This is a genomic window from Thioclava sp. F1Mire-8, from assembly GCF_002213165.1.
GTDB lineage: Bacteria > Pseudomonadota > Alphaproteobacteria > Rhodobacterales > Rhodobacteraceae > Thioclava > Thioclava nitratireducens.
Map to the genome: position 1 here is coordinate 49,580 of NZ_NBNY01000001.1, position 24,075 is coordinate 73,654.

Consider the following 24,075-nt stretch of genomic DNA (forward strand, 5'->3'; position numbering starts at 1 on the left):
TCTCCCGCACTTCAAGGGTTTCAATACGCCGAAGTCAACCAGCATTACCTCTACGGGCTGAATTGGCGGGATATGTGGCGCTGCTGCGGAAGAACGGTTTGATGGCTTGAAGCATTCCCCGTCGGTTGAGCGCTTCCCCGATGAGAAACATCGACCGAACTCCTGAGCTCTTGTGCTCAGGAGATCACCGATGGACGGTTCAAACATCAAGACAGACTACCCCGTGGTGCTGCGGTTTCAGGGGCTCTATCCCCACCACCTCGCCGGCTACGAGGCTCACCGCCTCCGGAAGGGTGGGGATCTCAGCCATGTCGACCGGTCCCGGACAAAGCTGAACGGCCCGCCCCTAATCGGCCCCGAGGACTGGGCGGCGCAGGCGCTGGCCGAGATCCGAGATATGACCACGGAGAACTTCGCGGCGGAGCTGGCTTCGTTGGAGAAGCGCAACCGGAAGAAGGACATCGAGCGGCGCATCATCGAGGGACCGAAGCAGCCTTGGCGAGCGACCCGTCACGGGCCGATGCGCGAGGTCATCCTCACGGTCAACAAGGACTGGTTCGACGGTGACGCCGCGTTCTTCGGCGAGGAGCCGGCGTCACGGGAGGACAAGTTCGGAAAACACGCGGTTGCCTGGCTGAAGAAGAACTTCGGCGATGATGTCATCCACGCCCGCGCGGACCGGGACGAAGCTGCCTATCACATCCACGCGGTGATCATGCCGCGGGCGACGGTGGAAATCGCAAAGCCCAACGCGAAGGTGCCGACAGCCAGTGCGACGCGACGGATGCTGCAACCCTCGATTCACCCGCTCATCAAGGACTACGAGGCGGCGCAGGACAGCGTCGGCCAGTGGTTCGCCGATCTCGGCCTGGTCCGCGGCGAGCGCCGTGCTGAGGAGATCCGGGAAGCCCGGAAGAGCGGAGAGAAGCCACCGAAGCGCCGATATCACGCGAAGACCTGGAAATGGCGCGCCGAGCAAGAGCTGCGCCTGAGGGCGAAGGCCGAAGAACTGGAAGCCGAGAAGGCTGCGCTCGACGAACGGACAGCGCGGGTGGTCGAGCGGGAGAACGAAGCCGAGACCGTGCTCGCTGTCGCGGAGGGTGTCGCGTCCGGCGAGTTCATTGCGCACGACAGCGATGATGATGAGCCGGCCCTGATCGAGGCGCCGGATGCCAAGCCGGCGGAGACGAAGACCCTCGATGACCTGCGGCGACGATCGCCATCCGGCTTCGCCCGCGCCGCGGGCGCATTCGGACGCGCGTGGGGGCGCCTGTTCAGGCAGGCTCGATCTAAGGCAACGGCCGAGGCCGACGCGCGCGTTTCCGATGCGATGGAGGAGATCGAACGAGCCGACGATGCCCTTGTCGAAGCAGCCCTTCACCTGCCGTTGCCGACGCGGACGCTGATCGCGAGCATCCGCAAAACGATCCCGACGATGCTGCGCAAGCTGGAGCGGTCCGCGAAGGGGCACTCTGCCGGTCCGCAGGAGGGTTCATCGCGGCCCGAAGATCCCGGAGATGAAGAAAAGTTGTGAACGCTGACAATGGCTTGCGAGAAATTCGCGAAAAAAATCGCGAAACCCGCGACTCGATCGGAAGAAAGAGGGCGATGTGCTGGCCAGCACCAGAGGGTGCCCCTCAAACCCGGACCTCCGCGGAGGCCATCACATCAACGAAGGACTGCACGATGACCAACTTCCTCAACTCCGAACTCGCCGCCTCCAAAGCCTCGCGCAAGCAGCGCCAGCAGTCGGCGGGGCTGCCCGATACGGCGGCTACGGCCCGCGCGCTGGCGACCCTCCGTCGCTCGCTCGACAAGCAGGTGAAGAAGGAGGACAAGGAGGAACGCCTGCGATCCAAGGCGATCAACGACACGATGCCCGAGTTCATCGCGGCCATGGACGATGAAGTCCTGGCTCCGTTCTTCTTCGGGCTGGAGCGGCTCGCGACCGCCGCGAACCGCCGCCGGATTGCCACGCATCCCCTGCGTCCGGACATCGTCGATGAGTGGCACGAAGAGGCGGACGCCGAGGAAGCCCGCGCGGCCGAGGAAGAGCTGAGGGCAGCCGCCAAGGCTGCCGAGCGAGATGCCAAGGCCGCGAAGGCTATGCCGCAAGATGACGAGCCGAAAGGCGAGACCGAGGCCTGATAGACCTCAGTCGGGCAGGGGGCGTAACGCTGCGCCCCCGCCCGCCATGGAACTCACCGGGCAACCGGGATGAACAGAGTGGTTTTCGCCAAAGTCCAAACCGCTCTCCCGCAACCACTTCTACCGAACTCGGGTCAAGACGCTGCGCAGCCGCCTTCGGGCGGTCTCTTGCGTTGTGCTAAGCCCCCCAGAAGCAATGGGGAATGACCTGCTCCCCTGTGACCTGCTACGGGTCTTTCATCCAGCCACGACCGGAGCCCGGTTGGTGTTTACGCCGATCGGCGCAGGTTGAGAAATCGCCCGACGCGCGGAGTTATCATCTCGCGTAGCGGGGGGGAGGGGCGATTGCGGTGGTCAGGGCCCGCGCGTAGTCAGCCGGGGTCTGGTAGTCCAAAGCCGAATGCGGACGCTCGGTGTTGTAGTCGGCAGCCCAAGCGGCGATCACGACGCGCGCATGAGCCAGGTTACGAAACATGGTCTCGTTGAGTGGCTCGTCGCGCATCCGGCCGTTGAAACTCTCCACGAAACCGTGTCTCGCATCGGCTTGCCCGGCGCGATGTAGTGCCATTCGATCCGGTGCTCGGAACCCCACCGCAGGATGGCATTCGAGGTCAGTTCCGTGCCGTTGTCGCTGACGATCATTCCCGGCTTGCCGCGGCGCTCGATCAGAGCCGTCAGTTCGCGCGCCACCCGGCGCCCCGAAATCGAAGTGTCCGGGATGGCGGCGAGGCACTCCCAGGTAACATCGTCGACCACGTTGAGCACTCGGAAGCGCTGGCCGCTGGCGAACTGGTCGTGGACGAAATCCAGCGACCAGCGGGCATTGGGACGCGCCGCGACCAAGATCGGGGCCCGTGTTCCGACTGCCTTACGCCTGGCCTTCCTTTTGCGCACCGTCAGGCCTTCTTCGCGGTAGAGCCGATAGATCCGGTTGATACCGGATGGCTCGCCCTCGCGGCGCAGCAGCACGAAGAGCCGCCGATAGCCGAACCGTCTGCGTTCGTTGGCCAGCTCGCGCAGACGGCCACGCAGCTCCGTATCCGGAGCTCGCTGCGCCTGATAGCGGACCATCTTGCGATCCGCCCCGGCAATCCGGCACGCCCGCCGCTCCGAGAGCCCGAGCAGGGACCTCAGATGCGCGACCGCCTCGCGCTTCACCGCAGGCGTCACCACTTTTTTGAAACCAGTTCCTTCATCGCCGCCAAGTCCAGCATCTGCTCGGCCAGCAGCTTCTTCAGCTTGGCGTTCTCGTATTCGAGCGTCTTCAGCCGCTATGCCTCCGGCACCGTCATGCCGCCGAACTTCGCCTTCCAGTTATAGAAGGTCCCTTCCGACATGCCATGCTTGCGGCACAAGTCCGCACACTTCGCGCCTGCCTCGTGTTCGGCCAGGATGCCGATGATCTGCTCGTCCGTGAATCTCGTTCGCTTCATTGTCCGTCCTCAAGTTGGGTCGGACTCTAATCGATGGTGGAGGAAAAAGCCCGTGGCAGGTCACATGGTATGGCGGCTGCATCCGTTCTTCGGTGGGCGAACCTGCGGGGCCGGTTCCCAATGAAATTTGGCGGAGGTTCCAAATTGAGGACAGGGTTTTCAATCGGGTGCACCGCTTGCACCGGCGCGAAAAAACCGGTGGTGGAAAGCCTGACGAAGTCAGTCCTAGAGGAAATGCGCGGGGTCTAGGCGAATTTCACGTCGTTCAGCTATTCCAACGTGCCTTAGGGCGCGAGCGGCCATGCGGAGCTGCGCACCGATCCGACGGGCGCGAAAGCCAGAGGCCTGCTTGGTTATCGGCGTTGGTTTTCCTGAGTCTATCTGAGAGACGGTATTAAAAGGATTTGTAATGCCGTAGTCCGCGGCGCGGTCTAGCTGCACGCCGCAAGCCGGCTCGACTTGAAAGCTTTTCAATTCATAGGCTTTGCAGATCAGCGCATCAGCGAGGGCGACCTCTTTGGACGCCCGCGCGAGAAGTTTTCGCGCCCCAGAAGGCGAAATTACGTAAGCAGCAGCGCCGCTCCTGTCTTGATAGAGGCGGAGTAGTTGGTGGTTGGACCCGATCGCGCGCCCAATCTTACTAACGATCTTCTTGCGCGTCCGTACCTCAAGGGTCACATGCTCAATGCCTTCGATCTCGTCAATCGCATTTAGGACACTGGGCGTCTGATAGGAAAGAAGCGCATCGTCTTCTAGTATGAGGGTGCTTTTATCCTGTGCTGCGGAAAATTTCCACGCTTCCACATGGCTTAAAAAGCATGCTTTCTCAGTGTCTTTGAGAGGGCGCTCCCAGCTTGACCATTCAAAAGAACTCTCATAATTAATTATCATTTCCGGCGTGAATGCATCGATCCTCTGAAAAGGTATTTTCAGCCTGTTCAGCTGATCGGCCATAAATGACATGCGCGCGGTCGCAGTGCTCAAATTAATTACCAGGCAGTACATAGGCGTAAGCATGCTCCGAGCGTTTGGTCTGGTTTGCTGTTAGCTCAATCTCGCCCTTTTGTCCATTGGGATGCCGGTTCAAATCGAAGATCTGATTGAAACGCTTCAGGACCCAACCTTTAGCGTATATAAGTTAACTCGATCGCGTGATCTTATTATTTTTGTCGGCAAGGGACCATAGGTCTTCGTAAACGATATTTATCGCATTCACTTCGGAAGTTACGCTAAATTTTCGCACGGCCCTTTTTCTGGCGGCTATCGATTTTTGATGGTATAAGTCTTTGTCCTTGAGAATTCTTATTAGAGCCTCTGCTGCTAATTCGGCGCCCTCTATTGGTACAACCGCGCCACATGAGCCGGTGTCTGTATCATTTTCTCCCACGAACTCTTTGAAGTAGCCGGTCTCACTCAAAATCACTGGAAGTCCGGTAGACATGGCTTCCAGAGGCGTCATCCCATATCCTTCATAACGGGGGAGTGCCACGAGCGCTCGGCATCCCTGCAATATCTGCTGCAATTTGTCAGGGTCGACTTCTCCCAAAAAAACAATCCGGCTTGAAAGCCCAGCTGCTTCAGCACGTTTCTTTATTTTTTCCTGGAATTTTTGGTGTTCGGGTCTCGCCGTTCCGACAACAATAGCGCAAGCTCCCGGCAGGTCCGGAAGCGCAGTAATCATAGCGTCGATAAAAAGGTCCGTGCCTTTCTCTGGACGCACGCGCCCCACCGTTATGATCCCATATTCCCCGGGAAGTTGCAGTTCTTTCCACTTGCGCTTATAGCTTTCTTCTTGGGCGGGGAAGAAGTGCTCCGTATTCACTCCATGAGGCACTACTGCAACCACATTAGGCACATATTTGGCGGCCTCTTCAGTTGTTGCAATTACCGCATCCATTCGTGAAATTAGCCAGCGTGGCCAAGCTGAATGGCGACGTTGTGCGGCTGAGGTGAAAACAATTCTTATTGGCAGGCGCAGGACATCTCGGGCCAATATCGCAAGTTGCATTTCAATATTTCGCCGTGTGTGCCAAATTGAAAATTCACGTCCGGCAGGAGGCTCGCGACATTCCCAGAGAGCGCGGAAAAAACCAATCGGTTTTGCGCATTTCGGCAATGCGTAACCAACAAGCGCTACATTCAGTAAATTTTGCTGCTGCCGTAACACCGCTGCCGCAGTTGAAGATACGCCTGTGAACCTTTTTTTGAAGTTCGTGACATATAGGCTAGCTGTCGTTTTTTTCATTTGGGCGCCCTGACATCAACACCGATACGTAAGCAGCTTGTGTGAGTGAGCTAATATTGGCAGGTGCCACACGGGCTTGGGTAGTACTTATTGCCAAATACGCTCTGTCTTCCTGCTTGACTAATCGAAGTTACTTTCCGCAGTTTTCAAGCACATCAATTACGGTGTGGTGGATGTGCCAGATTTTTCATCGCATCATCAAGGGGCGGTACCCTCTCGATATCTTCTGAGATTTCGTTACAGAGCTTTCATCTTCCAGGTCGCAGGATTTCACTGACTTAGATCAGTCGGAAATTTGATCTCGAAAATCTCGGTAGAGCGACTTTGCCTGACGGTCTGCGCAGGCGCCGTTAAGTGCCTCTCCCTTTGATTTCATGGACTTGCGCTTCCTATTTCGATGTCTGCAGCTTCGAAAATTAGGGAGGTATCAGATGAATGTCGAGAGGCTGTCTCTGAAAATTGCCAAGCCTGCGCTTCACTAGTGGCTTGGTTGTAGTGTTTGCGCCGATCCTCCAGTTTTCCGCGGCATCCGCAAGGCTCATGAAGGTGCCAATGTTGCGCCATTGGGCCGAGCGACAGTGGCGAAGGGCGTTTAAACACTCGGCCCGCAGCTTGCTGTTGAAAGCCTCGATGAAGCCGTTGTCGGTTGGCTTTCCGGGCCGTGAGAAGCCCAAGGTGACCTGCCTGGCATGAGCGCAGAGATCGAGGTCGCGGCAGATGAACTCACGGCCCTCATCGACCCGTATCGTTCTCGGGTGCCGAGCTTGCTACAAATCCGTTCAAGCGTATGAACGACATCTTCACCGCGATACCGAAACCGCACATCCGTCGCTGGACAGTAACGTGAATGACTGTGGACGATGGTCAGAAACCGCAGTTTCTTGGGTAACGCGAGCTGATCGTGAACGAACCGAAGGTCCGCGAAGCGAAATCCATCGCCCAAACACCATTCGCAGCGACAACTTCCTGGCGGTCATCGCGCAGCTTCGCTTTTACCCGCTTGCTCTGCCTCCGGCACTTGCAACCCGGAGACGGTCATGCCTGACCATTCGCGTCACGACGCGGCGAGGCCAAAATCGCGCGGGGAGATTGCGATATCGGCGATCGTGTAGGCGTCCAGCGTCGTCAGGAACGCTGCGCGCGCCTCGGCCAAGGGCGCGATGAGGCGGCATGCGGCGGTAATCGTGCAGTCGCCGCCGCTGCGCATACATTCCACGAGGTCGAAATCCGTCTCCATGTGGCTCACGATCGTCCCCACGCCGATCTCCTGCGCTGGCCGGGCAAGTCCCAACCCGCCGGAGCGTCCGCGTTGCGCCACCAGAAAATCCCCCCGGGTCAGCGCGTTGACGACTTTCATCATGGTGCTGCGTGGTGCGCGATAGGCCTCAACGAGTTGATCGATCGTGAAACGTCGGTCTTTCATCGAAGCGGCGTAGATCATCACGCGCAAGGCGAGGTCCGTGGTGTCGTTCAAGCGCATTCGCACTTCTCCTGATGCAGCCTCCTCAGCGACCCGTCTCGTACCACGAGACCGGACAGAATGTCGCACGGGAAAAACATACCTGTGATTGGCATCTTAATGGCTGAGCAAATAGATGCGTCTTGTTGGTATGTTTTATAGCCTAGGAGACAGGAATGGCAAAGCCGCTCTCGGAAGAAACACTCGCGATCATTGAAGCTACTGCGCCGGTCGTGGCGGAACACGTCGATCAGATCGTGCCCGTGATGTATCGGCGGCTGCTGGCCGCTCCCGAAATTCGCGCGCTCTTCAACATGTCGCATCAGCATGGCAACTCGCCGCAGCACAAGGCGCTCGCGGGCGCCCTGGTGGCCTATGCGACCCATATCCGGAACCCCGGCGTCCTCGCGGACGCCTTGGAGCGGATCGCGCAAAAACACGTGGGCCTGCAGATTCTCCCCGAGCATTATCCGCATGTCGGCGAAGCATTGCTCGGGGCTGTCGCGGAGGTGTTGGGAGACGCCGCCACGCCTGAAATTCTGAACGCCTGGGGCGAAGCCTACTGGTTCCTCGCCGATACGCTGATCGCCCGCGAGGAACAGATTTACGCCGGTGCGGAAGAGCAGGACGGCGGCTGGCGTGGCTGGCGGCGCTTCAGGGTCGGTGCGAAAGAGAAGGAAACCTCCGAGATCGCGTCCTTCACGCTCTATCCGGTTGACGGCATGCCGGTTCTCAAGCATCGCCCCGGCCAGTATCTTAGCTTCCGCTTCACCCCTGCGGAGGGCGAGGAATATCGTCGCAACTACTCGATCTCCTCGGCGCCGGATGGCCAGTCCTACCGGATTACGGTCAAGCGCGAACCCGGCGGGCGGATCTCCAACTGGCTGCACGACACGGTCGAGGTCGGCGCCGAATTCGACGTGGCCGCGCCCGCCGGCGAATTCTTCCTCGATCCGAAGGGCAAGCAGGAAATCGTGCTTCTGTCGGGCGGGGTGGGTCTCACGCCCATGATCTCGATGCTCGAGAGCTACGGCGGCGGCGATCTGCGGATGGTCTATGTCCACGCCACCCGGAATGGTCAAACCCATGCGCTCAGCAATACGCCCCGTACAAAGGCACATGAAACCCATGTCTTCTACGAGGCGCCGGAAGAGACTGATGTTGCGAACGGTGTGCATTCCGGACGTGTCGATCCCAGCTGGCTGGTCCAGATCAGCGATGCCGAAAAGGCCGACTATTTCATCTGCGGCCCGACCGGGTTCATGCAGGAGATGGTCAAAGGCCTGAAGGCCGCCAATGTGCCGGACGCTCGGATCCACTACGAGTTCTTTGGCCCCGCAGCCGCCCAGATCGGCTGACAACGCGGCCCGGCGCTCTGAAGAACGAGCGTCGGGCACGCGCCCCGTGGTTCCAGTTATCAATCGGAATGTCGGTCTCTGTCCGGCGTGATCGCGCTCACGATAATCGAAGTTTGGGCAGGGTTCTTCCGACCCTTTTCGCCCCGCGGAACGGCAATTACCTCACCCGTGTTCTCCTCCTGCCGGCCGATGGTCGGCGCATGAAATGGAAGGAGACTACTATGATCTATAGCCTCAAATCGATCGCCCTCGTCGGCCTTCTCGCCTCTGCGGCTCCCTTCGCGGCCTTGGCCCAGGATAGCAACGCCGCTGCCGGTGTTTCGACTGACATGGGCGGCAGCGCTTCGGTTGCTGCTCAGGGTGCGGGCACCGATGTCGGCGCGAATGTGGATACGGGCGCCTCGGCGGATGCGGGCACGACCTCCGGCATGGGCCAAGGCGAGACGGTGAAGACCTACGGTCAGCTCATCTCGAGCCTGAAGGCGAACGGTGCCGCCTCCACCGATCAGTTCTCCGATTATCAGGTCGGAACCGATGGTGAGGTGGAGATCGTCGCGCTGTCCGACCTGAAGGGCGAAGGCGCCGAGAATGGCTCCGCGGCTCTGAAGAACGCGGCCGGGTCCGACGTGGACGCCGATTACAGCCAGCTGCCGGACGGCGTGTTCGACGGCACCGGCTACACCGCCGATGACGTCGAAACCGCGTTCATCGATACCGATGGCAACCTGGTCGTCGTGGTCAACGGCAACGCCTGATCGACCCTCACACCTAAATCCTCCCCGGAGCCCCTCGTCGCACGCGGCGGGGGGCTTTCTCATGTCGCGCTCGACCCGGGGGCAACTGCGGTCCATCGCATCAGCGGTGGAATAGATTGATGTCAGCGGCACGCTTACGCGGACGGCCAAAAGATGACGATTGCGGTGCGCCACGGCGGCAACGAAGGGTTTGCACCAATGGGCGGAGCGCTGCTATCGGGGACCAGACAATGCGCCGCCTCCAATCCGCAAAGGGGAGGGCGGTAACAAAGCGAAGCGAGGCCCCATCCAAGGAGCCTCGCAGCACGCATTATCTCAGGACTGGAATACCTCCACCGTCAGAGGCCTGCCCCTATTCCGCGCCCTCGGCGGACAACGGATCGGCCACGTTCTCCAGCGACTCCTGTTCTGCATCGATCCCGATGACCGCTTCGGTGACGGCCGCGACCGTCATCAGGGCACCGGCGAAGAGGTAGCCATAGAACACGTTCCAGGCGGAGCCCGTGTCGATCAGCGCGCCGAAGACCCAGGGCGAGACGATGCCGCCCGCGGCGGTGCCGATCGAGTAGAAGATCGCGATGGCGAGCGCCCGGGTCTCGAGCGGGAAGACCTCGCTTACGGTGAGATAGGCGGAACTCGCGGCCGCAGAGGCGAAGAAGAAGATCACCGACCAGAGCGCCGTGAGCGTGATCGCCGTGAGGTAGCCCTGCGCGAACATGTAGCCGGTGGCCATCAGGAGTGCGGCAGACAGGCCGTAGCTGAGCGAGATCATCACGCGGCGCCCGATCTTGTCGAACAGCCGCCCCAGAACGATCACGCCGAGGAAGTTGCCGATGGCGAAGGGCACGAGGTAAAGCCCGGTGTTCTTCGAGGGCACGTCGAAGAAGTTCGACAGAACCAGCGCATAGGTGAAGAAGATCGCGTTGTAGAGAAACGCCTGCGAGCTCATCAGGATGAGGCCGAGCAGCGCCCGTTTGCGGTGCGTCGAGAACATCGCCTTGACGATCTTCATCAGAGAGAAGGATTTCTGCGGCCGGATCTTGATCTTGTCGTCGTCCGGAACCTCCGAAAGCTCCTCGCCGGTTTGCTCGCTCGTGCGCTTCTCGATGTCGCTCACGACCTCCTCGGCCTCGTCCAACCGGTCATGCGTGGCGAGCCAGCGCGGGCTCTCCGGCAGATGGCGGCGCATGTAGAGGATGATGCCGCCGAGAACCGCGCCGATACCGAAGCCCAGACGCCAGCCGATATCGATCGGGAGGTAGTCCGGGTTGAGCAACACGATCGTCGACAGCGCGCCGAGGGCCGCACCGAGCCAGTAGGAGCCGTTCACGCCAAGCGCGACCTGACCGCGCACCCTCGCCGGGATCATCTCGTCGATCGTGGAGTTGATCGCGGCATATTCGCCGCCGATGCCGAGGCCGGTGATGAACCGGAAGGCGACGAAGCTCCACAGGTTCCACGAAAAGGCGGTCAGCAGCGCGCCGACGAGATAGACGGCGAGCGTGATGAAGAAGAACATCCTGCGCCCGAAGCGGTCGGTGAGATAGCCGAACAGGAGCGCGCCGAGAACCGCGCCGGTGATGTAGAACGACGCGATCATCCCGATCTGCGAACTCGTGAAGCCAAGGCTTTCGGGTTCTTGAAGAACGCTGGAGACGGCCCCTTTCAGCGTGACTTCGAGGCCGTCGAGAATCCACGTGACGCCGAGCGCGACGATGATCGTCAGGTGAAATCGAGACCACGGCAAGCGGTCCATGCGGGCGGGAATGTCAGTTTGAACCGTTTTGCCGCTCTCGCCAGCCATGTCTGCCTCCTATTCCTATCGATCAAATCAGCTTCAAAACAACAAGATCTGATCCAGAATGTTCCTGCGAGCGTACGCGACCGATGGCGCAAGCCGGGGCTCCGCTGCGGATATGAGAGGCTGCAGGGCGCCTCTCTCCTCGGGGGCGCGCATTGTGATGTGATTGAAATCGTTGACAAACCGTCGCGGGGCTGAGCGAGCGATCGCGCCGCGCTCGTCGGGCTCAAGCTTTTTTCGTCTCGTCGCGGCGGGTCGCCACGCGCGCAGCGTTCGGGCTTTCCGGGCCAGCCTCTTCCCGAAGGCCCATAGTCGAACCGCGGCGCCGCGGCGTCAGCCGATCGTGTCGTGGTCGTCGGCGAGGCATTCCGAATGGTCGCGCAGCACCTCGAGCACCCGGCACTCCGAGGTCGGCCCGCCCCGACATTCGCCGATCATCCGTTCCAGTTCGCGCTTGAGCGCCTCGAGCCGCGCGATCCGGGTCTCGACCTCGCGCAATTGCCGCCGCGCGATCGAATCTGCGGCCCCGCAATCGCGCGCAGGGTGGTCCGACAGGTCCAGCAATTCGCGGATCGCTTCGAGCGGGAAGCCCAGCTGGCGCGAGTGCCGGATGAAGGCGAGCCGGTCGAGATCGGAGTTCCGGTAGCGCCGCTGGCCGCCCTCGGTCCGCCCGGGCTCGGGCATCAGGCCGATCTGCTCGTAATAGCGGATCGTCTGCACCTTGGTTCCGGTGCGGCGGGCCAATGTTCCGATCGTATGCATGCTGCACCTCCCTTCACGGTTACGTGAGTGCGGATTTCCCCCTTGAACCTATAGTTGCTGTAGCTCCTATCTTCCCCTCTGTCGAGAAAACCACGCGAGAGGACAGCAGATGACCGAGACAGCAGACCTTCAGGAATGGCGCGTGACGGGCATGGATTGCGGCGCCTGCGCGGCGAAGGTGCGCGGCGCGGTCGAGGCTCTGCCTGGTGTCGACGGGGTCGAGGTGACGCTGATGAACGAGCGTCTGCGGCTGCGGCTCGATACGGCGACCACCTCGCGCGAAAGCGTGGAGAAGGCGATCCGCCGCCTCGGCTACGGCGTCTCGGCCAAGGGGGCTGCGCCGGAAAAGCCCAAGGGCGGCTTCGTTCTTCCCGAGGGCGCCCTTCCGGCGGCGGGCGAGACGGATGAGACACCTGCGGTCGAGAGCGCGCCAACGCCGCCCGCCGATCCCGCGTGGTATGCGACCCCGAAGGGGCGCTACCTGATCGCGACCGGGCTTCTGCTGGCCGCGGCTTGGGTGGTGGAGCTGCTGGTCGGCGGCCCGATCGCGCATTGCGTTTTCGTGCTCGTCACCGTGATAGCCGTCGCCCCCGTGGCGCGGCGCGCCGCCCTGATGGTGCGGTCGCGGATGCCCTTCACCATCGAAATGCTCATGAGCATCGCCGCGATCGGCGCGCTCTTCGTCGGTGCGGCGGAGGAAGCCGCGCTCGTCGTCTTCCTGTTCGCGGTGGGCGAGATGCTCGAGGGGCTTGCGGCGTCGCGCGCCCGCGGCTCGATCCGGGCGCTGGCCGATCTTGTGCCGAAGACCGCGCGGCTGGTCACGGGTGAGCGCATCCGCGAAGTTCCGGCCGACAGCCTCGCCATCGGACAGACCGTGCAGGCCCGTCCCGGCGATCGCATCCCGGCGGATGGCACAATCGTCTCCGGCAGTTCGGGCGTCGATGAAAGCCCTGTGACCGGCGAGAGCGTGCCGGTCCTGAAAGAGCCCGGCGATGCTGTCTTCGCGGGCGCGATCAACACCGAAGGCGAGCTGCGCATCCGTGTCGAGAAAGCCGCCGAGGACAACACCATCTCGCGCATCCTGCACCTCGTCGAGGAGGCCGAGAGCGCGCGCGCCCCGGTGGAGCGGTTCATCGACCGGTTCAGCCGCGTCTACATGCCTGCGGTGGTGGGCGTGGCGCTTCTGGCCGCGATCGTGCCGCCGCTGGCTTTCGGCGCGCCCTGGGAGACGTGGATCTATCGCGGCCTCGCGCTCTTGCTGATCGGCTGCCCCTGCGCGCTGGTGATCTCGGTTCCCGCCGCGGTCGCCGCCGGGCTCTCGACCGGGGCGCGCCGCGGGCTGTTGATGAAGGGCGGCGCGGTAATGGAGACGGCGGCCAAAACCAGCCTCGTCGCCTTTGACAAGACCGGTACGCTGACCGAGGGCCGGCCGCAGATCACCGATCTTCTGCCGCTCGACGGGACCGAGGCTGAACTTCTCGCCACCGCCGCGGCGGTCGAGACCGGCAGCAGTCACCCGCTCGCACAGGCGGTTCTCGCCCGGGCAGAGGTGCGCGGGATCGCGGTGCCGCAGGCCACCGCAGCCACGGCGATCCCGGGCCGTGGTGCGCGCGCCGAGATCGACGGCGCGGTCTGGAATGTCGGGGCGCCGCGGCTGGCGATCGAAACAGGCGTGCTCAGCGCCTCCGACAGCGCCACCGTCCACCGGCTGGAAAGCGCGGGCAAGACCGTCGTCGCCGTCTTCACGCCCGAGCGCCTTCTGGGCCTCATCGCGCTGCGCGACGAGCCGCGCGCCGATGCGGCCGAGGCGGTCTCCACCCTCAAGCGCATGCGGGTCTCCTCGGTCATGCTGACCGGCGACAATCCGGTGACGGCCCGCGCGATTGCCGACGGGTTGGGCATCGAAGCCCGTGCCGGGCTGCTGCCCGAGGACAAGGTGACGGCAGTGCGCGATCTGGCGCGGGATGCGCATGTGATGATGGTGGGCGACGGCATCAACGACGCCCCGGCGCTCGCCACCGCCCATATCGGCATCGCGATGGGATCGGGCACCCATGTCGCCCTCGAGACCGCGGACGGAGCGCTGCTGCGCGACCGGGTCACCGATGTCGTCGAGCAGATCCGGCTGGCGCGCGCGACGATGGCTAACATCCGTCAGAACGTCGCCATCGCGCTCGGGCTGAAGGGGGTGTTTCTGGTGACGACGCTCCTCGGTCTCACCGGTCTCTGGATCGCGGTGATGGCAGATACCGGGGCGACCGTGCTGGTCACGATGAACGCGCTGCGCCTGCTGCGGTTCAAGGCGGAGGCGAATGGCATCTGACGCTGGGCTTAAACCAAGGCCACGCCTGCGAAATATTCATGCAGGTGCAGCAGCGCCATATAGGCCAAGAGGCCAAGCGCTGCACGCCCGAGATCGGCCAGCGTGAGGCCCGCGAAGGGCGGCGCCGCTTTCGTCCGGCGCAGCGTCTCCGCCCAGACCTCCGGACCCATCTCCCGGCGGCGTTTGCGGTCGATCAGGCGGATTCCGAGCAGGGCGAAGCCGCCGAGCGCACCGAACAGCAGGACATGCGCCAGATCGCCGTTCGGCAGCAGGTGCAGCCCGGCCCAGCTCGCGAGGCCCAGCAGCATCGGGTGGCGCGTGAGCCGCACGAGGCCGGGACGCTCGGGGTCGAAGCTTTTGCGGCGGCTGCCGCCGAAGGAGAACGGGTTGGCATGGCCAAGCGCGACGGCGAACCACATGCAGACCAGCGCCATCCCGATCTTTGTTGCCTCCATCGCCCAAAGGGTGGTGGGCCAAAGGTAAATCGGGTCCGGCCATGCGGCGGCGCGGATCAGGATCAGCAGCATTGCCGTCGACAGCAGCGAATAGCCCAGCCCGAAGCCTGCGTATCCGAACGCCGCCACCAGCCGCGCCCTAACCGTCGGGCGTGTCGGGATCGAATGGGTCGCGAGGAACGCCGCGAACACTCCGCCATAAGCCAGCCACATCATTGCGCCCTCCGTCTGGGTTGCCACAGCACCGGAGCATAGAGGATCGCGAAGCCGAGGAAAGCACCGCACCACGCCACGCCGGAGACCGAATAAAGCGCGCTCACGTTGAGCCAGCCCGCGAGGAGCCGCGCGATCATCGCGACGAAGAGGGCGGCATAGACCGCGACGGTGCCGGTGCCGGCCTCCAGCGGGCGACCGGTATGGCCGAGCGAGGCACGGCTCATCACCGCCAGCGTCATCCCGCCAAGCGCGCCCGCCGTCCACAGGTGCATCGCGGTCGCGGGGGCGAGGGCGGCGGGAAGCAGGATCGCGAACCCAAGCGCCAGCGCGCCGAGCGGCAGGCAGGCATAGGCCAGATGGAGAACGAAAAGGATCGGCGCGCGCAGCGTCAGCCCGCCTTTCCAGCGCCAGAGCCGCGCGAGATGCAGCACGCCGGTCGCCAGCAGCAGCGCGGCGGTCAGCCGAGTCTCTGGCGAAATGACCCACGCGAGCAGTGCCGCGCCAGCGACCAGCATCGCGAGCTTGTCGAAGCGTTGCATCGGCGGGGCAGGGCGCGCGGGGTGGTTCTCCTTGACCAACCAGTTGCGCGTGAAGGAGGGGATGATCCGCCCCCCGATCAGCGCGACCATCATCACCACCGCGGCAAGACCCAGCCGCATCCCGATGCCGTCGGCGGCATAACCGCCACGCGCGGCTTCGATCAGAAACAGAAGGTCGGCGAGGGTGAAAACGCCGAGCAGCCCCAACACAGGAAGGTTGCGCCAGTTCTTCCCTGCCAGGATCTCACGCAGCACGACGCCGCCAAGCGCCAGCGGGAAGGCGAGATCTATGCACGCGACCAGCGCGAAAGGCAGATGCGCCGAGGCCAGCAACCCCAGCCGCCCAAGCGCCCAGAGCGTGACGAGGCCAAGCAGCGGCCAGCCCACGACCGGCAGTCGTCCGGTCCAGTTCGGCACCGCCGTCAGCAGAAAGCCCGCGATCGCCGCGTCGAGATAGCCGAAGAGGAAGGCATGGGCGTGCCAGCTGACCGGGTCGAGCCGCGTCGGCAACGCGATCAGCCCGGTGAGTGCCGGCACCCAGAGCGCCATCGCCAGAGCGGCCCAGACGGCGCCGAAGAAGAAGAACGGGCGAAAACCGCCCGACAGCAGCGCCGGGCCCTGCCAGCGGCGCATCTGCTCTGCGGAAGACATGGCCATGATCGGCTCCTTTCAGCTTTCGGCGGCGTCCATCAGCCGCCGGATGTGACATGCGAAGGCGTAGGTCGCAGGCACGGCGACCACCGCGCCCAACCCCAGCGAGACGACCGGAGTCGCGACCGGCAGCCCGACCCACGACCCGATCAGCGAGGCGAAGAACACGTTAACCGCGAAAGCGCCCCAGCCGAACGGGTAGAGCAGCAGCGCGATCCGGGCAGGGGACCAGCGCGCACTCATCGCCGGGCGACCACCCGCGCCACCACCGCCAGCGCCGCGACGAGCGCGAGCGCCGCCAGCGCGAACCAGAACTCGGCGGTGGCCGATTGCGCCTGCGGGATCGGGCGATTGAAGCTTGCCGCCTGTGCGGTGAGTGGGGCGAGGGCGAGAAGAAGGGTCAGTTTACGCATGTCAGGTCTCCTGTGTGAGCGAGCGGTAAATGTCGGGCAGGGCGCGCAGCAGCCGTTCGGGCCGGGGCAGCAGGGTGAAGCCGCCGCGCCCGAAGATCCGTGCGAACCAGTCCTGCCCGTCCTCGTCGATGATGACGCCGTGCAGGCTCTGGCCCGCGCGGCGGGCCTCGCGCACGGCCATGTGGCTGTCCTCGATGCCGTGCTGGCCCTCGTAATGGTCGAGGTCGTTGGGCTTGCCGTCGGTCAGCACGATGAGCAGCTTGCGGCTCGCGCTTTCCTGCGCGAGCTGTGCCGAGACGTGACGGATCGCGGTCCCGAGGCGCGTGTAATGGCCCGGGCGCAGCGCCGCGATGTTGGCGTGGATCGGCGGGGCCATCTGGGCGTCGAAGCCTTTCACCCGCGTCAGGAACACCCGGTCGCGGCGGAGCGACGAGAAACCCCAGATCGCGAAACGGTCGCCCGCCGCGTCCAGCCCCTCGGCCAGCGCGGATATCGCCTCGCGCGCTATGTCGATCACGCAGCTTTCGCCGATGGCGGCCTCGGTGGAGCGCGAGGTGTCGATCAGGAAGGCCACGGCGAGGTCGCGCTCGACCTTGCGCAGGCTTTGCCAGATCCGGTCGCTGCCCCGCCCGGTCGCGGCGAGATCGGCGCGGCTGGCGATGACGGCGTCGAGGTCCAGCTCGGTCCCGTCGATCTGGCGCGGGCGCAGGATGCGGCGCGGTTGCAGCGCCTCGAACTGACGGCGCACGGCGCGGATATAGCGCGGATCGGCGCGGAAGGTTTGCGCGGCTTCGGGCCGCGCGGGCGCGTCGAGCACCCGGCAGTGGCCCTCCATGTAGGCGCGGCTGCGGTGGTTCCATTCGGGATAGACATGCTCGCCCGCCAGCGCCTCGTGCTCCGCCTCGGCGGGCGAGAGGTCGAGATGCAGCCGCATCCGCGTCGCGGCCTTGCGATCATGCCGCGTCAGGGTGATCTGGTCCTGATCCTCGGCGGCCTTGGCGGCGTTGTCCTCGTCATCGTCGTCGACCGAGCGATTGACGTTGAGCGCCTCGACCCAGGACAGGATCGACTCGAAGCGGTGGATGATGAAGCTGTCGCGGCGGCGCGCCTGATCGAGATCGCGGCGCTCGCCATGCTTGCGCTGCGTGCTGACCATCGCGGCCGGGGCAGAGGCGGGCGCGTCGGCCTCTTCCGAGGCGGCGCTGCGGCCTGCGGTGTTGGGGGCAAATTGCAGCCAGATCGGCACCGGGGCGAGCGGCATGTAACCGCGTGCGCCCCCCGCAGTCTCGGGCAGTGCTGCGGGGGTGCCATCGGCGGAAAGCTGGTCGCAGAGCGCGGCCTCCAGCGCGGCCTCGGCCGCCGGGCGCGACAATCTGCGGCGACGTGCGAGGGTGAGCGCGGCCATCTCGTGGTAGGGGGCGCGCAGCCCGATGCAGCGGCGATAGGCCAGATCGCAGGCTCGCGCATTGGCGCGGATCTGCGCGCAATCCATCGCCGGGCCGTCGGTCTCGTCGGGCAGATCGGGCATCGCGTCGCGGCTGAGCGCAGCCAGTGCGGTCAGCCAGAAATAGGCCGCGCGGTTGAGATCAGATCGGGGGAAGACATCCATCACCGGCGGCAGGCGCAGCCGCGCGCCGTCGAAGCGGGCGACGCGCTCGGTCTCGCGCCCGGCGCCAAGGCGACGCCGGACGGGTTGGCGGTGACGGACCGGGGTGGCCGGGGCCTCGACGATTTCGACATCCGCACCGCCGCCAAGCGCGCGCAGCAGCAGCGCGAGCGAGGGGCGCAACGCAGCCAGCTCGACCGCGGCGTCGGGATGGCGATCGTCCCGACCGATATCCTTGGCCAGATCGTGCCAGATTTCGCCTACGGTTTCCTCTGGCTCCATCAGGTCCATCAGTTTCATGGCGTGCTCCTCAGCCGTAGATCGTGGCGATCAGGTCGCGCAGCGCCTGCTGCACGTCCGCCTCGTCGCTGAGCGCCTGGACCACGGCGGTCTCCAGCGCCTCCTCGATCGCGATGCCCGCGCCGATCAGCCGCGCGGCATAGACCAGAAGCCGGGTCGAGACGCCTTCCTCCAGATCCATGCCCGAGAGCTTGCGGATATGCCCGGCGAGGCGCACCAGCGGCACCACCTGCGCCACCGGCAGGCCGGTCTCGGCGGTGATCACGCGGGTTTCCGCATCGGGTTCGGGGAAGTCGAAGGCGATCGAGAGGAACCGCTGCCGGGTCGAGGGTTTGAGCCGCTTGAGCACGCTCTGATAGCCCGGGTTGTAGGAGGCCACGAGCATGAAGCCCTCTGGCGCGTCCAGCTCCTCGCCGGTGCGGTCGATGATCAGGCGGCGGCGCGAGTCGGTGAGCGGGTGCAGCACCACGGTCACGTCCTTGCGCGCCTCCACCACCTCGTCGAGATAGCAGATCGCCCCTTCGCGTACCGCCCGGGTGAGCGGCCCGTCGACCCATTCGGTCTCGCCGCCCTTCAGCAGATAGCGCCCGATCAGGTCCGCCGCCGACAGGTCGTCATGGCAGGCGACGGTGTAGACCGGCTTGTTCAGCCGCGCCGCCATATGCTCGACGAAGCGGGTTTTGCCGCAGCCGGTCGGCCCCTTCAGAAGAAGGGGCAAACCGTTGTCATGCGCGCGCTCGAACAGGGCACATTCGCGGCCGGTGGGGTGGTAGTAGGGGATGCGGTCGTTGGTCATGTCGAGGGACATCATCATTCTCCTGCCACGGGGGTTGCGGGACCGGGGGCGATGACTTCACGCCGGCGCACCACGACGAGCGAGTAGATGAACAGAAGCGCCCCCAGCACGACCGCCGCCCCCGCGCCGAAGCGCATCAGGTAGAAGATCGACAGGCTGTCCTGCACATCCATGTAGTAGTCGCCCACGACCCGCTGCATGTGGGTCTGGATCGTGCCTGCGAAGGTCAGAACGAAGGTCATGAAGGCCATGCCGCCGGTCATCAGCCAGAACGCGCCCATGTTGAGGACCTGGTTGTAGGGATCGCGCCCGCGCAGCATCGGCATCGCGTAGGTGAAGACCGCGAGATTGAGCGCGACATAAGCCCCGTAGAAGGCGAGGTGCCCGTGCGCCGCGGTGATCTGCGTGCCGTGGGAGTAGAAGTTCACCCCGTGCAGCGTGTGCAGGAAGCCCCAGACGCCCGCGCCGAAGAAGGCCACGGTCGACGACCCCAGCGACCACAGGAGCGCTGCCTTGTTGGGGTGGTTCTTGCGGCCCTTCCAGACCATCACGAAGGCGAAGGACATCATCAGGAAGAACGGGATCACCTCGAAGGTCGAGAAGATCGAGCCCACCCATTGCCAGTAACCCGGCGTGCCGATCCAGTAGAAGTGGTGCCCGGTGCCGAGGATACCGGAGAACAGTGCCGTCGCGACGATGACATAAAGCCATTTCTCGACTACCTCGCGGTCCACGCCCGTCAGCTTGAGCATCAGGAAGCCGAGGATCGCGGCCATCACCAGTTCCCAGGTCGCCTCGACCCAGAGGTGCACGACCATCCACCAGTACATCTTGTCGAGCGACAGGTTGTCGGGGTTGATGAAGGCGAAGATCCACAGCAGCGACAGCAGCCAAAGGCCCATCAGCAGGACGTTGGTGATCGCGGTCTTGCGACCCGCCAGCACCGTCAGCGAGATGTTGATCAGGAAGATCACCGCGGCGACGAGGATGCCGAACTTCACCCAGAGGGGCTGTTCGAGGAACTCGCGCCCGCCATGGATCCCGACGAGGTAGGAGCCGACCGCGCCTAGCGTCCCGATCATCAGGATCGCGAGTTGCAGATAGGCGAGCTTGACCGAGAAGATCTCGCGCTCGCTTTCCTCTGGCACGAGGAAATAGGCCGCACCGAAGAAACCCAGCAACAGCCAGACGATCAGCGCATTGGTGTGGATCATCCGGATCACGTTGAAGGGCAGGACTTCGGACAGCGTGTTGGGCGAAACGTAGATCCAGCCAGCCAGAAGTCCGCCCAGAACCTGTACGCCGAACAGCAGCATCGCGCAGTAGAAATAGGCTTTCGCCACGGATTGGGATTGGTATTTCATCGGTTTGTCTCCTCAGCCCGCATCATTGGGCGGCCAGCCCTGCGTGTCGGTGTGATCGGCCCAGCGGAGGAATTCCGCGAGTGCGCGCATGTCCTCTTCGTTGATGTCGAAATGTGGCATCTGGCGGCGGCCCTCGATGCCGGAAGGCTGCGCCGCGATCCAGGCGTCGAGCGTCTCGTAGGCGCCCTGCGGATCGTCGGCGACGCCCCAGCGGGTCATCACGTTGCCGACCTCGGGCGCGAAATAGGCACCTTCGCCATGCAGGGTGTGGCAGTTGATGCAGGAATTGCGTTCCCAGACGGCCTTGCCGCGCGCGACCTGTTCGGTCAGCGGGGCGGAGGCGGTTGAGTTGTTCACGATATAGAAGTGGCTCTGCGCGGTCAGTGCGATGAACACCAGCACGAAGAAAATGGATCCTCCGTAAAAGATGTTTCGCGCCCGCGACTTGGTCAGGATTTCAGCCATTGGGGCCTCCCTTGGGGTCAGTCGATGGCCCGAGGGATAGCGGCGTTCGCGACCGGGAAGTTTGCGCCAGCACAACGTTTGATGGGATTGCCGGGATTAACGTGGTCGGCAGAGAGGTCCCGCCATGTCAAAACCCAGCTGGAAGAACCCGGATGTCACGCTTGACGCGCTGATGCGCGAATGGCCCGCGACGATCGAGGTGTTCATGCGTCACAAGATGCTCTGCGTCGGCTGTCTCGTGAACCCGTTCCACACGATCGACGATGCCTGCACCGAGTATCACCTCGATCTCGATGGGTTCATCGCCGAGCTGGGCGCGGCGATCGAGGCGGCTGCCTAGACGACTATCGGGGCAGCTACCGAGAAGGGGGCAGCTCCCCGCGGCAGATCAGCACCAGACGATGCGCATCGGTCACGGTGATCCGCTTGCGGCGGCTGGCGACCAGCCCCTGTTTTTCCCACGCGCTCATCAGCCGCGAGACCGTGTGCAGCGTCGTTCCGGTCATCTCCGAGAGATCCTGCCGGGTGATCGGGAAATCGATCTCGATTCCGGCCTCGACCTTGCGCCCGGTCTGATTGATCAGTCGTAGGAGCGAATTGGCGACCCGCTGCTCGACCTGTTGGGTGGCCATCTCGACGATGCGGTTGTTCATCTCGCCAAGACGCTGTCCGACGGTCTTGTAGGTCTCTGTCGCGAAGCCGTCATATTGCGCCACGAACTGATCCCAGAGCCGCATCGGCCAGCCGAGCACGATCGCCTCCGAAGCGGTAACCGAAGTGGCGGGGTAGGTGGTACGCCCGATCGCCTGCGCGATCCCGAACAGCTGCCCCGAGGGGATATGCAGCGCGATCACCTGCTCGCCCGTGGGGGTGATCCGCATCACCCGGATATAGCCGTCGAGCAGCATGTAGAACCGTTCGGCCGGGGCGCCTTCCTCGAACACGGCCACGCCCTCGTCGAAGCGGCGTACGCTGGCGAGATCGAGAATCTCGCGAATTTGCCGTTTCTCCAGTCGGGAGAACGGGGGCATCGGCGTCAGCAGGCTCTCGTCGAGCCGCGGCATGGTCTTGCGGGGGGCAGGCGCGCTCATGCCTTCTCTAAACATACGGCCCCCGCCACGTCCAATACGAAAAGTCACACGCGCGCGAGCGGCGGGTGAAAAAATATCGCGATTTCGTGAAAAGCGCCGCGAAGTTTGCGCCAGAGCAAAAAACGGCGGCGCGGAGATCGCTAAACCAAGGGCAATCCAAGGATGCAAGGAAAGGACAAGAGATGATCCGCACCCTGATTTCCGCCCTCGCGATGACCGCCCTTCTGGGCGGGGCTGCAAGCGCCGAGACCTACGAAGTCCACATGCTCAACAAGGGCGAAAAGGGCGTGATGGTCTTCGAACCCGCCTTCGTGAAGGCCGCCCCCGGCGACACGATCCGCTTCGTTCCCACCGACAAGGGCCATAACGCCGAAACCATCGACGGCATGATCCCGGACGGGGCCGAGGGCTTCGCCGGCAAGGTCAACAAGGACGTCGAGGTCACGCTCGACACCGAAGGGCTCTACGCGGTGCGCTGCAAGCCGCACTACGCGATGGGCATGGTGATGCTGATCTCGGTGGGCGACGCCAAGGCACCCGAAGGGTTCCTCGATGGCCGTGTGCCGAAGAAAGCCAAGGAACGCTTCGAAGCGGAATTGGGCGCGCTGTGAGCGCCCGCGGCAGGAAACGCGCGACAACTTCCTGCTACTTTTAACCATCGGAGGCTAAAATGCCTAAATTTATCAATCCAGCTCTCGTGAAAACCAATCGGCGCAATGTGCTGCGCGGGTCGCTTCTGGCAGGTGCCGCGGCGATGACCGCAGGGGCCGGGATGGCCGGAACCCCGTCCAAGCGCATGGCGCCCCATGTCGCGCCGCGCCCTGCCGCGCCGAAATTCATCCTCGCCGAAGCCGAGGCGCAGGTCGCCGCTCCGAAGGTGGACCTGTCGGGCTATACCCGCGTCCGCCAGGAGCTGGTCGCGCCGCCTTTTGCTCCCGCACACGAACAGGTCGCGACCGGTGGCCCGAAAATCGTCGAGATCCGGATGGAGACCAAGGAGGTTCTGCTGACGGTGGACGAGGATACCGGCGCGAGCATCTGGGCGCTGACCTATAACGGCTCGGTTCCCGGCCCGCTAATCATCGTGCACCAGGACGACTATGTCGAACTGACCCTCGCCAACCCCGCCGACTCGCAGATGGAGCACAATATCGACTTTCACGCCTCCTCGGGCGCGCTGGGCGGCGGTGGCCTGACCCATGTCTATCCCGGCGAGGAAACGGTGCTGCGCTTCAAGGCGACGCGGCCGGGCGTGTTCACCTATCACTGCGCGCCGGGCGGGGCGATGATCCCCTACCACGTCACCCACGGCATGAACGGCACGCTGATGGTGCTGCCGCGTGACGGGCTCAAGGATGCCGAGGGCAACCCGCTGCGCTACGACACGATCGCCTATATCGGCGAGCAGGACTTCTATCTGCCGATGGACGAGAACGGCGATTACAAGACCTACGAGGTCGCCGGCGAGGACTTCTCCGACAGTGTCGAGGCGATGCGCACGCTCACGCCGACCCACTCCGTGTTCAACGGCTCGGTCGGGGCTCTGACCGGCGAGAACGCGTTCAAGGCCAAGGTCGGCGACACGGTTCTGATGATCCACAATCAGGCGAACCGCGACACCCGTCCGCACCTGATCGGCGGTCATGGCGACTATGTCTGGGAGAACGGCAAATTCGCCAATCCCCCGCAGAAGGATCAGGAGACCTGGTTCATCCGCGGCGGCAGCGCGGGGGCGGCGATGTACACCTTCCTGCAGCCGGGCGTCTATGCCTACGTCAACCACAACCTGATCGAGGCGGCCCTGCTGGGCGCGACGGCCCACTTCGTGGTGGACGGTGCCTGGGACAACGCCCTGATGGAGCAGGTGATGCCGCCCCACGTGGTGGAAACCTGAT

Annotated in this window: 22 protein-coding genes and 2 pseudogenes; 8 read left to right on the forward strand and 16 right to left on the reverse strand. The window is 63.8% G+C overall.

Translation table 11 applies throughout. The annotated features are described in order from the left end of the window. The first annotated feature begins 190 nt into the window (after positions 1 to 190). Entirely contained in the window at positions 191 to 1,534 is a 1,344-nt protein-coding gene (locus B6V75_RS00245; protein WP_088718348.1) for a plasmid recombination protein, read from the forward strand. 152 nt (positions 1,535 to 1,686) lie between these two features. After that, positions 1,687 to 2,148, forward strand: a complete 462-nt coding sequence (locus B6V75_RS00250; RefSeq protein WP_088718349.1) for a hypothetical protein — start codon at positions 1,687 to 1,689, stop codon at positions 2,146 to 2,148. A 237-nt stretch (positions 2,149 to 2,385) separates the two neighbouring features. Here B6V75_RS00250 and B6V75_RS00255 read toward each other — a convergent pair. From B6V75_RS00255 to B6V75_RS00275, 5 genes and pseudogenes are all read right to left on the reverse strand, one after another. Further along, positions 2,386 to 3,581, reverse strand: a pseudogene (locus B6V75_RS00255) (IS3 family transposase). A gap of 225 nt (positions 3,582 to 3,806) precedes the next feature. Next, on the reverse strand, positions 3,807 to 4,598 hold the full coding sequence (locus B6V75_RS00260; RefSeq protein ID WP_346393641.1) for a glycosyltransferase family 25 protein: 792 nt from the start codon (positions 4,596 to 4,598) through the stop codon (positions 3,807 to 3,809). Positions 4,599 to 4,719: 121 nt separating this feature from the next. Then, positions 4,720 to 5,826 carry a glycosyltransferase family 4 protein gene (locus tag B6V75_RS00265; RefSeq protein ID WP_088718351.1) on the reverse strand — a complete coding sequence of 369 codons (1,107 nt, stop codon included), beginning with the start codon at positions 5,824 to 5,826 and terminating at the stop codon, positions 4,720 to 4,722. 416 nt (positions 5,827 to 6,242) lie between these two features. Continuing rightward, positions 6,243 to 6,828 (reverse strand): annotated as a pseudogene (locus tag B6V75_RS18815) (DDE-type integrase/transposase/recombinase); the annotation flags it as partial. Positions 6,829 to 6,880: 52 nt separating this feature from the next. Further along, positions 6,881 to 7,306, reverse strand: coding sequence for an Rrf2 family transcriptional regulator (locus B6V75_RS00275; protein ID WP_088718353.1), 426 nt, complete (start codon positions 7,304 to 7,306; stop codon positions 6,881 to 6,883). 155 nt (positions 7,307 to 7,461) lie between these two features. On the opposite strand from B6V75_RS00275, the gene hmpA reads away from it, so the two are divergent. Together hmpA and B6V75_RS00285 are read left to right on the forward strand one after the other, a co-directional pair. Further along, a complete protein-coding gene (gene hmpA, locus B6V75_RS00280) occupies positions 7,462 to 8,643 on the forward strand; it encodes an NO-inducible flavohemoprotein (protein WP_088718354.1) in 1,182 nt (393 codons plus the stop codon). A gap of 221 nt (positions 8,644 to 8,864) precedes the next feature. Beyond that, complete coding sequence (locus B6V75_RS00285) at positions 8,865 to 9,398, forward strand: hypothetical protein (protein WP_088718355.1); 534 nt, start codon at positions 8,865 to 8,867, stop codon at positions 9,396 to 9,398. Positions 9,399 to 9,750: 352 nt separating this feature from the next. On the opposite strand, the gene B6V75_RS00290 is transcribed toward B6V75_RS00285, so the two are convergent. Next, complete coding sequence (locus tag B6V75_RS00290) at positions 9,751 to 11,202, reverse strand: MFS transporter (RefSeq protein WP_075777006.1); 1,452 nt, start codon at positions 11,200 to 11,202, stop codon at positions 9,751 to 9,753. Positions 11,203 to 11,532: 330 nt separating this feature from the next. After that, positions 11,533 to 11,961: a helix-turn-helix domain-containing protein gene (locus tag B6V75_RS00295; RefSeq protein ID WP_075777007.1), complete on the reverse strand. Its 429-nt coding sequence runs from the start codon at positions 11,959 to 11,961 to the stop codon at positions 11,533 to 11,535. A 109-nt stretch (positions 11,962 to 12,070) separates the two neighbouring features. Here B6V75_RS00295 and B6V75_RS00300 point away from each other — a divergent pair, with 109 nt between their 5' ends. Next, on the forward strand, positions 12,071 to 14,284 hold the full coding sequence (locus tag B6V75_RS00300) for a heavy metal translocating P-type ATPase (RefSeq protein WP_240496877.1): 2,214 nt from the start codon (positions 12,071 to 12,073) through the stop codon (positions 14,282 to 14,284). 8 nt (positions 14,285 to 14,292) lie between these two features. Here the strand turns inward: B6V75_RS00300 and B6V75_RS00305 are convergent, their stop codons facing one another. Genes B6V75_RS00305 through B6V75_RS00340 form a run of 8 tightly spaced genes read right to left on the reverse strand, consistent with a single transcriptional unit; the run spans position 14,293 to position 21,089 of the window. Continuing rightward, entirely contained in the window at positions 14,293 to 14,955 is a 663-nt protein-coding gene (locus tag B6V75_RS00305; RefSeq protein ID WP_088718356.1) for an NnrU family protein, read from the reverse strand. Next, entirely contained in the window at positions 14,952 to 16,151 is a 1,200-nt protein-coding gene (locus tag B6V75_RS00310; RefSeq protein ID WP_088718357.1) for an NnrS family protein, read from the reverse strand. The genes B6V75_RS00305 and B6V75_RS00310 overlap by 4 nt, the downstream gene beginning before the upstream one ends. Before the next feature lie 12 nt (positions 16,152 to 16,163). Next, entirely contained in the window at positions 16,164 to 16,388 is a 225-nt protein-coding gene (locus tag B6V75_RS00315; protein WP_078521634.1) for an NnrT protein, read from the reverse strand. Then, on the reverse strand, positions 16,385 to 16,558 hold the full coding sequence (locus B6V75_RS00320) for a protein NnrT (protein ID WP_088718358.1): 174 nt from the start codon (positions 16,556 to 16,558) through the stop codon (positions 16,385 to 16,387). Before B6V75_RS00320 ends, B6V75_RS00315 begins: the two co-directional genes overlap by 4 nt. A gap of 1 nt (position 16,559) precedes the next feature. Then, positions 16,560 to 18,464 (reverse strand): VWA domain-containing protein, encoded by a 1,905-nt coding sequence (locus B6V75_RS00325; RefSeq protein ID WP_088718359.1) that lies wholly within the window; start codon positions 18,462 to 18,464, stop codon positions 16,560 to 16,562. 10 nt (positions 18,465 to 18,474) lie between these two features. Then, on the reverse strand, positions 18,475 to 19,272 hold the full coding sequence (locus B6V75_RS00330) for a CbbQ/NirQ/NorQ/GpvN family protein (RefSeq protein ID WP_075777014.1): 798 nt from the start codon (positions 19,270 to 19,272) through the stop codon (positions 18,475 to 18,477). Between the two features lie 2 nt (positions 19,273 to 19,274). Further along, complete coding sequence (locus B6V75_RS00335) at positions 19,275 to 20,624, reverse strand: cbb3-type cytochrome c oxidase subunit I (RefSeq protein ID WP_075777015.1); 1,350 nt, start codon at positions 20,622 to 20,624, stop codon at positions 19,275 to 19,277. Positions 20,625 to 20,636: 12 nt separating this feature from the next. Next, a complete protein-coding gene (locus B6V75_RS00340) occupies positions 20,637 to 21,089 on the reverse strand; it encodes a cytochrome c (RefSeq protein WP_075777016.1) in 453 nt (150 codons plus the stop codon). Positions 21,090 to 21,213: 124 nt separating this feature from the next. Between B6V75_RS00340 and B6V75_RS00345 the strand changes: the two genes are divergently transcribed. Further along, a complete protein-coding gene (locus B6V75_RS00345; RefSeq protein WP_088718360.1) occupies positions 21,214 to 21,429 on the forward strand; it encodes a DUF1858 domain-containing protein in 216 nt (71 codons plus the stop codon). 16 nt (positions 21,430 to 21,445) lie between these two features. Here B6V75_RS00345 and B6V75_RS00350 read toward each other — a convergent pair whose 3' ends face one another. Further along, positions 21,446 to 22,153 carry a Crp/Fnr family transcriptional regulator gene (locus tag B6V75_RS00350; protein WP_075777077.1) on the reverse strand — a complete coding sequence of 236 codons (708 nt, stop codon included), beginning with the start codon at positions 22,151 to 22,153 and terminating at the stop codon, positions 21,446 to 21,448. Positions 22,154 to 22,362: 209 nt separating this feature from the next. Between B6V75_RS00350 and B6V75_RS00355 the strand changes: the two genes are divergently transcribed. Both B6V75_RS00355 and nirK read left to right on the forward strand, forming a co-directional pair. Further along, the gene (locus B6V75_RS00355; RefSeq protein WP_088718361.1) at positions 22,363 to 22,791 is read left to right on the forward strand and encodes a pseudoazurin; all 429 of its coding nucleotides are present in this window, start codon (positions 22,363 to 22,365) and stop codon (positions 22,789 to 22,791) included. Positions 22,792 to 22,850: 59 nt separating this feature from the next. After that, the gene (gene nirK / locus B6V75_RS00360; RefSeq protein ID WP_075777019.1) at positions 22,851 to 24,074 is read left to right on the forward strand and encodes a copper-containing nitrite reductase; all 1,224 of its coding nucleotides are present in this window, start codon (positions 22,851 to 22,853) and stop codon (positions 24,072 to 24,074) included. Position 24,075: the final 1 nt, after the last annotated feature.